At 55.8% G+C, this 14,375-nt stretch carries 10 protein-coding genes and 1 pseudogene; 9 read left to right on the top strand and 2 right to left on the bottom strand.

What is annotated here, in order from left to right; translation table 11 throughout:
* Positions 1-82 precede the first annotated feature (82 nt).
* Positions 83-400: a ferredoxin III, nif-specific gene (gene fdxB, locus EN804_RS28380; RefSeq protein WP_174800308.1), complete on the top strand. Its 318-nt coding sequence runs from the start codon at positions 83-85 to the stop codon at positions 398-400.
* Positions 397-603 carry an exopolysaccharide production repressor protein gene (locus EN804_RS28375; protein ID WP_095489408.1) on the top strand — a complete coding sequence of 69 codons (207 nt, stop codon included), beginning with the start codon at positions 397-399 and terminating at the stop codon, positions 601-603. The genes fdxB and EN804_RS28375 overlap by 4 nt, the downstream gene beginning before the upstream one ends.
* A 598-nt stretch (positions 604-1,201) precedes the next feature.
* Here EN804_RS28375 and EN804_RS28370 read toward each other — a convergent pair.
* Positions 1,202-3,004, bottom strand: coding sequence for an ABC transporter ATP-binding protein (locus EN804_RS28370; protein WP_135921821.1), 1,803 nt, complete (start codon positions 3,002-3,004; stop codon positions 1,202-1,204).
* A 626-nt stretch (positions 3,005-3,630) separates the two neighbouring features.
* On the opposite strand from EN804_RS28370, the gene EN804_RS28365 reads away from it, so the two are divergent.
* Positions 3,631-4,377 carry a LuxR family transcriptional regulator gene (locus EN804_RS28365; RefSeq protein WP_126097332.1) on the top strand — a complete coding sequence of 249 codons (747 nt, stop codon included), beginning with the start codon at positions 3,631-3,633 and terminating at the stop codon, positions 4,375-4,377.
* Between the two features lie 16 nt (positions 4,378-4,393).
* Here EN804_RS28365 and EN804_RS28360 read toward each other — a convergent pair.
* Positions 4,394-4,629 (bottom strand): annotated as a pseudogene (locus EN804_RS28360) (transposase); the annotation flags it as partial.
* Between the two features lie 718 nt (positions 4,630-5,347).
* Between EN804_RS28360 and EN804_RS28355 the strand changes: the two are divergent.
* The 6 genes from EN804_RS28355 to EN804_RS28325 all read left to right on the top strand — a co-directional run bounded on the left by EN804_RS28355 (position 5,348) and on the right by EN804_RS28325 (position 13,924).
* On the top strand, positions 5,348-6,064 hold the full coding sequence (locus tag EN804_RS28355; RefSeq protein ID WP_246693495.1) for an SPASM domain-containing protein: 717 nt from the start codon (positions 5,348-5,350) through the stop codon (positions 6,062-6,064).
* 1,053 nt (positions 6,065-7,117) lie between these two features.
* Entirely contained in the window at positions 7,118-8,374 is a 1,257-nt protein-coding gene (gene ectB / locus EN804_RS28345) for a diaminobutyrate--2-oxoglutarate transaminase (protein WP_126104995.1), read from the top strand.
* A complete protein-coding gene (locus EN804_RS28340) occupies positions 8,367-9,206 on the top strand; it encodes a hypothetical protein (RefSeq protein WP_063169361.1) in 840 nt (279 codons plus the stop codon). The genes ectB (EN804_RS28345) and EN804_RS28340 overlap by 8 nt, the downstream gene beginning before the upstream one ends.
* Positions 9,207-9,372: 166 nt before the next feature.
* Entirely contained in the window at positions 9,373-10,674 is a 1,302-nt protein-coding gene (gene ectB / locus EN804_RS28335) for a diaminobutyrate--2-oxoglutarate transaminase (protein ID WP_063169360.1), read from the top strand.
* A 463-nt stretch (positions 10,675-11,137) separates the two neighbouring features.
* A complete protein-coding gene (locus EN804_RS28330; RefSeq protein WP_063169359.1) occupies positions 11,138-12,967 on the top strand; it encodes an IucA/IucC family siderophore biosynthesis protein in 1,830 nt (609 codons plus the stop codon).
* Between the two features lie 390 nt (positions 12,968-13,357).
* A complete protein-coding gene (locus EN804_RS28325) occupies positions 13,358-13,924 on the top strand; it encodes a GNAT family N-acetyltransferase (RefSeq protein ID WP_158515808.1) in 567 nt (188 codons plus the stop codon).
* Positions 13,925-14,375 lie beyond the last annotated feature (451 nt).

The raw sequence follows: 14,375 nt of genomic DNA, 5'->3' as shown, positions 1-14,375 counted from the left end.
AGGAAGTCGCCGAGAAAACCCAAGCCGTTTATGCCGAGTTGGATGTTGCCAAGAGAGAACTCGCTTCAATGAAGAATTTAGGATGATGCGCACATTCACCACCCGTGACGGCTCCATTTGGATGCCGTCGTACCTGACCTCCATCGATAGCAAGACCTGCATCGGCTGCTGCCGTTGTTTCAAGGTCTGCTCGCGCGATGTCATGCATCTTCACGGCGTTGATGATGCGGGTGAAATCCTCGGCCCCTGCGATGACGAGGACGACGATTTCGACGGCAAGCTCAATCGCATGATCATGGTTGTCGATGATGCCGGCCGCTGCATCGGCTGCGGAGCCTGCGGCCGCGTCTGCCCCAAGAACTGCCAGACGCATGTTGCGGCCGACGAGCTCGCAACATGATCTGGCGAAAACCAGGAGAACGGCGTTGCACTTCATCTTTTTGTCGGCTCGTGGGGCTGGTCCTGTGCAGCAATGCGTCGATGGTTTACTTCGCTTTGGATTCGCTCCGTGTGGCAGTCGTCACGACGCTGGCCTGTTCGCTGCTGCTTCAGGCCGGCTACTTCGGCTGCGTGCTCTTTTTCGCGGACGTCGATGATCTATAGAACTGTTCATTCGCTCCGCAGAGGGCCGGCGAATCCAATCTCTTCCTAAGCCCGTTGGCCGTAATCGAAAGACACGGGGCCGGCGAGTTCGTGCTCAGCTGCCACTGTGCTAGCAAGGGAACGGAATCCAATCCCGGAGCAGATGGCCAGAGTTGAGCGAAGACTGCGGTCGGAGCTCCTGCGCTTCCGGGTCTCCAAGGGGACGACTTTGCGAACCGAAGGGACTTTGAACCGTTGACGTGGCCGGCGTGCGGTAGGTTGGGCCAGCGACAGGGATCCCAGCCGGCCGGGAAGCACCGCCCTCTCAATGTGCGTTGACTTCGCTTCCTTTGGCGAAATGTGGGTAACGGCGAGGGCCGCACTCTTCCCGGGCCGTCGACATTCCCGCCCTTTTGGTGCGTGCGCCGTTAGGCGCGACAATTCGGTGCCCGCGTGTAACTGCGCGCATTCGCCGAAGCTTAGACGTGGTGCATTCCCGCTCGCCCGTTTGGCGGACAGTTCCGGCCGTGCTGGTTTTGCCGGCCTAACGCCCGCCGCTCGTCACTGCCACACCCCTCTCCGGCAACGGCTCGGCGCATCGCGCAAGCCGGTTTAGCGATCAGGCCAGGCCCTTCGCGAGTTCCAACGCCTGCCGTTCGAAGAGGCGGCGGTAAATGCCACCATCGTGATTGATCAGGGCGGCATGATCGCCGTCCTCCATGATGCGGCCACGGTCGAAGACGAGCAGCCGATCGAGCGAGCGGACCGTCGACAGCCGGTGTGCGATGACGAGTGTGGTTCGGCCCACCATCAACCGATCCACCGCTTGTTGAATGAGCACCTCGGATTCCGAATCGAGGCTCGATGTGGCCTCGTCCAGAATAAGGATCGGCGCGTTCGCGAGGAAGGCGCGCGCGATCGCCACGCGCTGGCGCTCGCCGCCGGAGAGCTTCAAACCCCTTTCGCCGACCAATGTCCCATAGCCCTTCGGCAGGGGCGCGATGAATTCGTGGGCACTTGCCAGTCGTGCCGCTTGCTCGATCTCGGCCTGGCTCGCGCCAGGCCGGCCATAGGCGATGTTCTCGGCAAGCGACCTGTGAAACAGGATCGGCTCCTGCTGCACGATCGCGATCTGCGAACGAAGGGACTCTTGGGTCACCTCCGAGACGTCCTGACCGTCTATCAGGATCCGGCCGCCGCTCAGGTCGTAGAGTCTCTGGATCAGCTTCACGAATGTTGTCTTGCCGGAACCGGAGGGTCCAACCAACCCAACCCTTTCGCCAGCTTCAATCGACAGCGAACATTCGCTATAGAGCGGCAGGGGATGGTTGGCGTAGCGGAAGTGGACGTTCTCGAAATCGATACGGCCGTTCGTGATCCGGATCGGCTTGGCCTCTGGACGATCGGCAACATCCACCTGCTGATTGTGGATGGCCACCAGTTCTTCCATATCATTAACCGAGTGCTGCACGTTGCGGACATGCATGCCGGCATCACGCAGATAGCCCTGCAGGACGATGAAGGACGTGAGAACATATGCTATCTCGCCCGGCGTTGCCTGTCCATGCGACCACAGAAGCAGGGCATATCCGACCACCGCCACCCTGAGCGCAACCAAAGTTACGCCTTGGGTTGAGCCGATGATCGTTCCGCGCACCCAGCTCCGGCGCGCGCGGTGCCGCCATTTCGTCATGATATTTGCAAGCCGCTCGTCTTCGCGAACCTCTGCGCCGAAGCCCTTGACCACAGCGTTGCAACTGACCGCGTCCGCAAGCGCGCCGCTGAGCCTTGTGTCCCATCGGTTGGCAAGGCTCGCCGCTGGCGCGACATAGCCGAGCGACAGCGAAATCGAAAACGCAAGGTAGACGAGAGAGCCGCAAGCAAAGATCACGCCCATGACCGGCCAGTGCCAGCCGAGCAGCACCGTCGAGCCGATCAAGATGACAAACGACGGGAGCAGCGTGACGAGTATCGTGCTGTTGAGGAGGTCGAGCGCCCACATGCCGCGCGTTATCTTGCGCACTGTCGAGCCGGCGAAGCTGTTTGCATGCCAGTCTGTCGAAAAGCGCTGCACATGATGGAACGCTTCGGTCGCGACGTCGGAAATCATTTTCAACACCAGGTCGCTCAGGCCAATGAAGGCGACGTGGCGCATGGCAATGCCACCGAGTGCCAATGCAATCGGTACAGAGAATGCTGCAACAGCTGAATCCGAAGCTGGTGCTGCCGCATTAGCAGCACGAGAAACAGCGTCGATGAGTCGGCCAGAATAGAGCGGCATCAACACGTCAGCCAGCGTGGAGGCGAGCATCGCGGTCATGATGATCGCGAGCCGGGCCGGCTGCCTGTTCCAGAGGCGAACAGTGAAGGCGAAAACGTCGCGACAAGTGGCGCCGCGCCCATGGACGGGGAAACGTCTCATAGTTTCCAAGCGGGCGCATCAACACGCTCGGTCCCAAAGACGATAAAAGACAAAACTGGAATTTCGACCTCCCCCATAACAGCATCAATTTTGGCGGGCAGCTCTTGCCGCCTCACGACGGTGAGTTCAAAAGTCGTGCCAACTGAGCGGGAACATCCGAAGGACAAATTCAGCAGGTTACCGAGCCTGGAGAAAGTCAGCCGCCATCCAGTCGAATACGATTGCTACGGCTGCTCAACTCGGGAGATTGGAAAAGAAGGTCGATGTATCGATTGAATTTTGAGCTTGTTCTTGTCTCGATCAAATAAGTACAGTTGCAATGCAGCCCGGCACTTAGGTGCTGATTTCAAAAGCGCGCCGCGAATACTTTCCTGCCCATATTCCGTCAATCGAATGCTCGACTGTCGGATTGTGCGCTCCCCGACACAGTGCTGTCGGTTCGCCTCCTGGGTACCTCCCCGTCGATTGACGACCTGAAGGAGAAGCTTCGCTCGCAAGCTGGCACGACTCTTGAGGGTACTCCAGGTGGCGGAAGGAACTCCGGCTCGAGTCCCGTTGACTTCGGATGTTGCGAGGCTGGGTTGGAGCAAACTGTGCACCAATGAGAACGCAATGAAGGAGACATCATGGAACTCCGGCGGATTGCGGTGGAGTTAGACCTATTCCTCAAGATGACTGATGATGTCGCTCAATCCGAACAATTGTTCGAACTGTTGTCTGCGTTTGCGCTGAATTTCGATTGCCCGTGGATTGCCTATGGGCCGCTCGCATCAGAGAGGGCTTTCAAGCCGAACCGAGAGGGTTCTGTGGTGATGTGGAATTATCCTGCTGAATGGCAGGAGCGCTACTCGAGAATGGGCTATGCCAAAATAGACCCCCTCATCAAGAAAGGTCGAAAGGAGGCGGGACCCTTTCGATGGAGCGAGGTGTATACTGATGAAAACATAACTGAAGATGGACGCCGCGTCTTGGACGAAGCAGCAACATTCGGCTTGAGGTCAGGCGTTACCGTCCCTTTACATGGCCCTGGTGGCAGCTTTAGGTTTGTGAGTTTTGCTCAATCCTCGGACTGCGAATTGCAGAATAGAGCGATCACCTACCTGCAAATGGCCGCGCTGCGGTTTCATCGGATGGTTACGAAGTTCGACACTACGACTGCGTCGGAACGAGCTCATAACCTGTCTCCGAGAGAAATAGAGTGCATTGATTTGGTGTCACAAGGAAAATCATCTTGGGAAATAGGAACTATTTTAGGCAGATCACGAAATACGATAGATTTCCATTTAAAAAATGTAATGCGGAAGTTGGATGCGACCAGCAGAACGGTAGCTGTTGTAAAAGCTTTGAACCTTGGGATTATCGAACCGCCGTAGGTGCGCAGCTAGTTCTCCGCCCGTAGTAGCGCGCGTGATAGCCGAGACGCTCCGGCGTGCGCTCGCTCTTCGAAGCACCCAGCGCCTCGTCCATCTCGGCCTCGAGCACCTCCTGCATCACGGCGCGAATCACCTCGTGCAATCCATCCGGCTTCGAAAGCAAAATGTCGTTGACGCTGCTATGGCGGATTTATCTTCAGGCTTGGTCCTGGTGGCGATGCTGAGTTCGCTTCGCTGAGATTGGGCGGTCATGACAGGGTGGTGTTCAATGTCACCGATTCCTGGAAGAAATTACCATCCGTATTAAGCGACTGACGATGAGTGATGTGTGTCCAAAATCTGACAGCTGTCAGAAAACATGTCGGGTTCAATACAGCGGAGCGTCTTAGCTCTGTCGGGCTTTTCGAAGCCTATCTCGCAGTAACTGCGCGCCAGGCGCACTAGCTCGGCCTTTGCTGGTCGATGTGCGGCAATATAGTGTGAGGGCTGACCCGCATGAGAACACGGAACTCGCTCGATGAAGGATGATCGACGGCATCCAGAAAGCTTCTCTCCGGCGGGTTCGAGGGTGCTGCGCGCGCATCTCGGCGACGGGCCAGCGACCAACGGTTGAGGCTACATCTCCGGAGCGAGTGATGCCTCGAAAGATGCAATGCTGTCTCTGGTCCGACGCGCTGGAAGTTTGTGAAGGTCGGCCCGGCAAGTCGGTGAACCGGGCGGCTTAGGCTGCCAAAAAGGGTAGATGTCTGCGTTGCCTCGGTAGATCAGCAGGCGGTATCAGAAAGCCAAAGGCACACGCACACCATCGTGGCGCTTCGCAGGAAGTAGAGGGGAGTAATCACCAGTGATTTTACCGGAACTTCGCTCAGCAAACACAGCCGGCAGGGTTTTGGAGATAACGACGACCACGGGATGCGTCGTAGGATGTTCATATTGTCCCCAGGACAAGTTCGCGGTCCGGCAAAGAAAAGTGTCTCATGCGAGTCATCTGGATCTTGAAGATTTCAAGCGGTGTCTGGCCCGCGTACCGACTTCCGTCGACATTGGTTTTGCGGGATACTCCGAACCTTGGCTCAATCCGGACTGTACCGAAATGGTGGAGCACGCCTTCGCCAAAGGCCATGGCATCAGGATTTTTACGACGCTGGTGGGAATGAACGGGCAGGACCTGCGGCGATTGCAAGCCTTGCGCTTGGGCGTATTCGTGGTCCATGTTTTCGATGACGGCACCTACATGAACAGCCGCCTGGTCGGAGACAAGTATCGCGATCTGGTTCGTCAACTCGTCGACGCGGACATCCCCTTGATCCGATTCGTGGCCTTGGGCGAGCCCCACCCAGATATAGCCGACATTATTCCTACCGAAGCCCTGATAAAAGCGCGGCCGGTGAGCAGTAGGGGTGGAAGCGTCGACCCTAAGATCGTTGCACCACGTCAGCCAGTGGTCGGAGCCCTAACCTGCGTGGACGCACGACAGTATCGGAATGTTCTTCTTCCAAACGGCGACGTTACCCTGTGCTCTATGGATTTTGAACGGCGTCACGTATTGGGCAACCTTCTATATGAGGGTTACTCCGCTCTGTTTGAAAAGCCAGTTTTTCGCGAAATCGTCGACCGCATGAATGGAGCAGATGGTTTTCTGCTTTGCAGGATGTGTGAATTCGCCGACCCAAACGACCGGACCTGAGTGCATGCCGGCCGAGAGGGCGTGCCTGGCAGTGCGGATGGCCCCACGACAGATGCACCTGCCCGCGACGCCATCGTGTTTTCACGTTACGCCAGTATGTTCCTGTAGGCGCGGCAGTGGGCCTCGAGCATTTCGGAGACGAGCTCATCGAAAGGTCTTCGCCTTCCAACCGAGCTTGTCGGCCTGCCTAGCTTGAGGTAACGCCGATCACAGGTCAACCATCGGTCGGATGGAAACAGTGTTAGTCGATCCCGATCAGAGCTTGATTGCTTACTCACGGCTCACCTCGTCAACGCCTTCACCCTCCCGGACGATCTCCTTTTCGACTCGCCTGAAGGCAGCAGCCCGGCTGCAGCCGGGGATGGTTGCCGTCGCGGTAGTGGACGTTCTCGAAACCGATGCGGCCCTTCGCCAGCGCGTCTCCCGGTTGCTTCCGCCTGGCCTACGAACGGGCTTTCCGTCAAGGGGGTCCACGGCGGCCCCGCCCTCTTGATCCGGCGGCTCGGGCCAGTCATGGCGCAAGAGATCGGAATCCGCATTCTTCTCAAAGAGAGCGTGGCTTTCGCTGTGTCATCGGTCATCAAATAGTTTCTTGAATCAGGTTGGTGTCCGCAGCCCGAGGTTGAACGGCGAATATTGATGACCGCCGCGAAGCCGCTCGCTCGCTACGGCGCTATTGAGGAGCGCGCTCGCGAGCGGCTTCGCTACCGCCGAGCGACACAACCTCTGGCGACGCGACCCTGCTGATCTCCTTGGACATTTGTCCGGAGACGCTATGGGCAGCGATGGGTGGGGTACGTCAACTACCTAATGCCATAGTAGCGATGCTTTCGCGGAAGCTTTAGAAGCCATCCTGTTGCAGCACATTCTCCGAAAGCATCCGAATGGAGGGCAACGCAACCCAACAATATTTGATGAGGATGCCGGCATCACCAGACTAACCAAGGCTGCCTCCGGCATTCTGCTCTCAATGTTAGATGACGAACATCTACCGCGAGCAACCAGCCATTAATCGCTCTCTTCTTTGAACGACCCAAGTGCAGAGGACTCAATATGAACACCGACCCTTTCACGGCCCATGAGTCCAACGTTCGTCGCTACGGTCGGTCGTTTCCCGCCGTCTTTGCGAGGGCACTTGGGGCCACCATCTGGGACGAGACCGGTAACGCATACATCGACTTCCTCGTTGGGTCCGGGGCGCTCAATTACGGGCACAACAATCCGGATATCATGGCGCCGGCGATTGAATATCTCGTCGGTGAGAACATTCTTCTGTCGCTTGATATGCATACGGCGGCAAAGCGTGACTTCATTGAAGGGTTCGTCGATTGGATCCTGAAACCCAGAGGCCTTTCATACAAGATTCAGTTTCCTGGGCCGACCGGCACGAACGCCAACGAAGCGGCTCTGGCGCTGGCGCGAAAATACACCGGCCGCTCGAGCGTCATGGCCTTTACGAATGCGTTCCACGGCATGTCGCTCGGCTCTCTAGCGGTGTCGGGCTCGGCCTCAACCAGGGAACTGGGAGGCGTCGCTCGCCACGATGTGATCCGTGTTCCCTATGACGGCTATCCGAGCCAAGCTTTCGATTCCGCCAGTTACATCGACAGCGTTTTGAGCGACCCGGGGAGCGGCATAGAAAAGCCTGCCGCAATCATTCTGGAGACCATCCAGGCCGAAGGCGGCATGAACGCCGCATCCGCAGCTTGGCTCACGGAAATTCAGCGCATTTGCCGTACGCACGGCATTGTTTTTATCGTCGACGATATTCAGGCGGGTGCGGGCCGAACTGGCGATTTCTTCTCATTCGAGTCCGCGAAAATCGAACCGGATATTGTGTGTCTTTCCAAGTCCCTAAGCGGTTCAGGTAGTCCGTTGTCCATCGTTCTGATTCGACCCGACTTGGACATATGGAAGCCCGGAGAACATAGCGGGACCTTCAGAGGCAACAATTTCGCCTTCGTGACGGCAGGAGCCATGTGCAAGATGTGGTCGGATAGGAAATTTACTGCAGGTGTCGAGCGGACAGCCGTCAGGCTGCAAACGCACCTCGATCGCCTGGTTGCGAAATTTCCAAGATACATCGAACAGAAGCGCGGCCGCGGTCTGATGGCCGGCCTGAAATGCCGTTCACCGGCAGTTGTCGGCCGCGTGCACGATGTCGCATTCGAAAATGGCCTTCTTATCGAATCCTCGGGGCCAAATCGCGACGTTATCAAAGTCCTCCCACCGATAACCATCACCGATGCCGAACTCGATCGTGGCATCACCATCCTTGAACACGCACTACAGGAGCAAGACAATGCCTAGTCAGATATCTCAAGTGCCAGCCATCTCGCCGGTTTCGATCAAAGAACGGACCGGGTCGATCAACACGGCGGAGATCATCTCGGTCCTGAAAGGTGAGCTCACCGCTCTGCACATCAAGCAAGCTTTCAGCACCGAAGTAGCCGAGGAGATCACTACGAACTTTATTGGAAGCTCTGGTCTCAGAGAGCGTAAAGATGGTGTGCCCGGACAATATGTCGGCGCATCTCACTACAGGAAGGATGCAGCCACCTATTTCGCAGACGCCGAAAACGCGCGGCCGTACGTCGATGCCCTTTTTAAGAATTTGGTTGACCCGGTTCGAGCAGTATTCAGGGCGTTGAAGCGAGAGCTTCACAACCAGGGAATCGAATTGCGGCTAGCCCGTTCCGAACACGGCCAGGCCAATGTTTGTCGCGGCCTCAGTTGGTCGGGCACAGGCACATTTTCCTTGGATCCCCACGACGACGTCGCTCAAGTCTTACGTGCTGGCGATGATTACGAGCTTTCTGCGGTGGCGCACAATACGGTCGCAGCGCTCAACCTCTATCCCAGCATGCCTGAGGAAGGCGGCAATCTGAAGCTCTGGAGCCACAAGCCGACGGTTGCGGACCGGATATCGCAAGGTGTGGAGACCACTGGATATCCCTATTCGGCAGCCTATCTGGAAGCCGTCCCTTGCCGCGAGTTCGAGCTCAAAACCGGGGATATCGCCCTAATCGATGGCGGCTTCGTTCACGGGGTTACCGGTCAATTAGGCGACGGAAAGCGTCGCCTAGTGCTGAATTGCTTTTTCGGATTTGCGCGGCCTGATCTTGTTCTCTGGTGGACGTGACGTTGGACCTCGCAGCGATCGACTGGCTTGGGCCGTGAGTTGGCGTGGCCAGGCGTGTGACTGCTCATGCTGCCGTCATACAAGCCGAACCTCGAACCGATTGAAATGGCCTTCGCCAGACAGTTTGGGCTGATGCCTTTGCAGGCTACAATTCAGGACTCGCCCTATGAAGAAGCAGTTTACTCCTACAAACGATGTAAGCCTCGCGATCTTTGATCGTCTTGAGTCTGAGGTGCGGAGCTACGTCCGTGCGTTCCCAGTTCTGTTCGATCGAGGCGTCGGCACTGCCCTCATAGCTACAGACGGTCGGGAATACATCGACTTCTTGGGAGGCGCGGGAGCCTTGAATTACGGGCACAACAACCCAGCCTTCACGCGGGCGTTGTTGGACTACATTGCGCGCGACGGAATTGTGCACGGGCTCGACCTTGCTACGACCGCCAAGAAGGCCTTCATCGAAGCTTTTGAGCAGTTTATTTTGAAGCCCCGCGGTCTGTCTTATAAATTGCAATTTACTGGCCCCACAGGTACGAACGCGGTCGAGGCGGCTCTGAAGCTAGCTCGCCAAGTGACCGGCAGGTCAAACATCGTTTCGTTTACGAACTCGTTTCACGGAGTCAGCGCTGGGGCGTTGGCGGCAACCGGAAACACGAAGTTCCGAGATGCTGTCGGCTTTCCCCTCGCGCACGTGACATCGTTGCCGTACGAGGGCTATCTCGGCGCTTCAGACACGATCGAGTATTTCGAGAAGCTTCTCGATGATCCTAGCAGTGGTCTCGGCAAACCCGCTGCGGTGATCCTAGAAGCAGTGCAGGGCGAAGGCGGTGTCAATGCTGCTACCGTTGAATGGCTGCAACGGCTGCGTGATCTGACCTCTCGGCACGAGATCCTGATGATCCTCGATGATATTCAGGCTGGTGTCGGTCGCACAGGGAAATTCTTCAGTTTCGAGGCGGCTGAGATCGTGCCGGACATCGTTACCCTGTCAAAGTCGTTGTCTGCAATTGGAACGCCTATGGCCCTTGTCCTCATGAAGCCTGAACTTGATGTCTGGACGCCGGGTGCGCACACCGGCACGTTCAGGGGCAACAACTATGCTTTCGTCACTGCTCGTGCGGCTCTTGAGACTTACTGGTCCGACTCCAAGTTTGAAGATGAGATTGCTCGCAAATCAGCCATCTTGGCTCAAGAACTCAAGTCGATCGCAGACGACTTCCCCAGCCTTGCTCTGAATGTCCGAGGCCGCGGCTTGATGTATGGACTCGTATCACCAAAGCACCACTCATTGCCGGGGCTCATTTCCCGGGAAGCTTTTCGTCGCGGCTTGGTGATCGAGATCGCTGGCTCGTATGGTGAGGTGCTCAAGTTCATGACAGCCCTTACCATAACCGAGGCTGAACTGCGCCGTGGTCTGTCGATCGTACGCGACAGCATTGGCGCGGTGCAGGACAGCATTTCAGCGGAGTAGGCATTCACTCAGTCCCCCCTACCCAGTCTGGGCTTATCAAGCAAAGGAAATTCCGCTTTAGACGTATGCGATTGTATGGAGACGGACAGCAAAAATGGACACTCGGAGAGCTCAAACAATGGACACCGACCGCTTGACGTGATCGAACGACAGTACGGCATGTGCAAATCAATACACACTTCTTGCTCGTTGCAAGATGAAGGACGACGTCCAGGGCCGGTGAAACCGGTATTCTAATATATTATATAAGTAAGATGGTAATATTGCTGGTTTATCACGAGCGAAGACGAACGGTACACAACACATTAGAAATTAACTTGTATAAGAGGTCCGGTATTTCTTATCCTTTCTGATGAAAAATAGAACGGATTTTGTGCGACGTCGAAGTTTGGCGAGACGAGTGTAAGGCGCGTTCGCGAACCTTACACCGTTACGTTCTGAAGGAGTTGAGATCGTGAGTGATATGACAGCCCGAGACGATGAGATAAGCCTAGCCGAACGCGTAACGCAGCATTTGAAACCGCATTTATGGGCAAAGGCCAACCGGCTCCTTATCCGTAAAGCAATCAGCGAATTTGCACACGAGTTGCTAATTGCTCCTCGACTCCAGCGAATGGAAGGCGACTGGGGGAAGTATGTGCTGGAAAGCGAGACCCCTGGGTTGGAGTATTGGTTCCAGGCTCGGCGCCTCCTGCTAGATCACTGGCAAGTGGACGCCGGCTCTCTGGAGAAAAGGATTGAGGGCAGGCCGGCCCCCCTGGATGCGCTTGATTTTGTTATTGAGTTCAGCCGCCATCTTGGCATAAAGGAAGAGATGATGCCGGTTTACCTGCAGGAGATCAGCAGCACGCTGTATGGCAGCGCGTACAAGCAGGCCAAAACAGAGATATCCGCCGCAGAACTGGCTTTTGCCGATTACCAGATCGTTGAGGCTGGCATGACGGAGGGCCACCCGACCTTTATCGCGAATAACGGTCGCATTGGCTTTGACGCGCTCGACTATAGTCGCTATGCGCCGGAGGTGGGCAGTTCGATAAGACTCATATGGCTGGCCGTCCATAAAGAAATGGCAACGTTTAAGTCCATTTCAACGCTCGACTACGACCTTCTCATGCACGAGGAACTCGGTCGACAGGCGCTGGAACAGTTCGACGCAGCGTTGCGTCAAAAGGGACTAAACTCGACCGATTACATCTATATGCCAGCGCATCCTTGGCAATGGTTCAATCGGCTCTCAACTATCTTCGCGGCGGATATCGCCAACCGGCACATTGTCTGCCTAGGCCAGGGGAAGGACATATATCATGCCCAGCAATCGATCCGCACACTTTTCAATATAAGCGATCCGCATAAACGGTACGTGAAAACGGCGCTGTCGATACTTAACATGGGGTTTATGCGCGGCTTGTCACCGACACACATGCTGGCGACGCCCGCCATCAACGAATGGTTGAAGAATTTGCTCGACAGTGACTCCTATTTAGCCGCCAACGGCTTCAGCATCCTTCGCGAGGTCGCGACGATTGGCTATCGCAATCGTTGTTTCAACACCGCCCTCAAGAAGGACTCCCCTTACAAGCAGATGCTTTCTGCGCTGTGGAGGGAAAGCCCCCTTCGGCAGTTGAAAGAAGGGGAACGTCTGATGACAATGGCGTCGCTGCTTCATGTCGATTACAATGGTGAAGCACTCGTGACAGCCCTCATCAATGCCTCGGGGTTAGACGCCGCCGCTTGGCTACGCCGCTATTTTGAATCTTATCTGGCGCCGCTTCTCCACTGCTTTTATGCTTACGATCTAGCGTTTATGGCACATGGAGAAAATATAATTCTAGTTATGAAAGATCACGCTCCGACGCGAGTTATCATGAAAGACATTGGCGAGGAGCTTCGTATTCTAGGCGGAGATCTCAACGTGCCGGAGGAGATTAAGAGGATCTGCATTCAAGTAAATCGCGACATGAAGCACGACTTCATTTTCACCGACGTTTTCGACTGCTTCTTTCGTTACTTGGCTGTAACACTCGAAGAACATCTTGATTTTCCGTCGACACACTTCTGGCAGCTCGTAAGCGAGTCCATCCTTGGCTACCAGACGAAACATCCGGAATATGACGAAAAATACAGGCAGCATGACCTATTCGCTCCAGAATTTCTGCGACGATGTATGAATCGACTGCAGATACAAAAAAACCAGCAAATGGTGGACTTCGGTGATCCGGGAGAATACCTGCACACCGTCGGCACGCTGAAGAACCCACTGGCGGGCATTCGCAAAGTGACCAGTGCAGGTTAAGCTTGAAGGAGGCGCGTATTTTAAATGAACAATGTAGTTAGCCGGTTTTGGGCCAATACCATACCCCCCCCTTGGGGTAAGCAACCCCTTGCGTAAACGCCGCCGCAGCATGTTGCGCGTATCAGGCGCCCGCTCACCAGCGCGTCGCCTGCTTCCATTCTGAAAGGAGGCGCCTAATTTTTTTATCGCCTTCGGGCCGGCTTTCCAGGTGCCGTCAACACTGACACGGTTAGGCGCCCAAAGCTTGATTTGTGTAGACCTCGCTACCTTAAGCATAAACCTCGTCGAACGCCTTCAATCAAGCACTGCGGCCTTGACGCTCATGCTAGGAGATCATGGCCGCGTTGGAGGTAAGTGCGGCTCTAACTTATGGCTAGAAGGGAGCTTCTCATGTACATTCTAGAAACGCCGCGCCTAATCCTAAGGCCACCGTCGCATAGCGACGAGCTTCTTCTACATGAGCTTCATAGCGATCCATTTGTGGTAAATGCCATGTGGGATGGAGTCTATCCGACCCGAGAGCAATCGAAAGCTAAACTACAACAGTTCATCCATCATTGGCAGAGCAATGGTTTCGGCTTATGGATGGTGTTCGTAAAAGGCGAAGGCCAAGTCGGAAAATTCGCAGGCTACTGTGGATTGATGTACAGTGGCCCGTATCTGCCCGAAGATCCCACTAATGTGGAAACCGTATCGTGCCTCCACCTTGCGTCTTCCGGTAAGGGGATCGCCGCAGAGGCCGGCAGGGCAGCGATCCAGTTTGCTTTCGAGAACCTAACGCTCGAGAAGGTCACTTCATTCATTCGCCCAACGAACACGCGTTCGCTTCGGAAAGCACCGAAAGTAGGCCTTCGCTATGTAAGAGACCGGGTCTACAATAACGTAGTTATGCGATATTTTGAAGTGACAGTCTTGACTGCTGTAAAAATCGAAAAAGTCGTCGTTATCTCTTGTTAGTATCATTGTTTCTCGGAAGACGGTGATGCAAGAAACCGTAGGCGAGCGCTGCTCTCGCCCTACGAACTTGCAATCATTCACACCGACGCACCGGCGTGTCCGGAGATGCATGTGCCCTGGAATTGAGAGCTTGTCGGTTCAGAGATAGTTCAGATGGGTCGCTCGGTCTCGCTTCGGGCATGCCCTCGACCGATTTGGCGATCAAATCGCTCCGTTACAGACGGCATGATGTGGAGCTGCCGCGCCGTAAGTGACCATATCTCAGGCGGTAGGAGGAGCGCTTTGCTGAAGAAGCCCATCACACTTGGTACCTTGATGGGGAGTTGCGTGGTTTTCGATTATATCGTCGTGGGTGGTGGCTCCTCTGGATGCGTGATGGCGAGCAGGCTCTCCGCCTATGGCGCTCGCGTGCTGCTCATTGAAGCTGGCCCTGATACGCCGCCGAATGCCA

Source organism: Mesorhizobium sp. M8A.F.Ca.ET.161.01.1.1 (assembly GCF_004792105.1).
GTDB lineage: Bacteria > Pseudomonadota > Alphaproteobacteria > Rhizobiales > Rhizobiaceae > Mesorhizobium.
The sequence above is the reverse complement of the archived record's forward strand: the minus strand, read 5'-3'. Positions and strand labels throughout refer to the sequence as shown.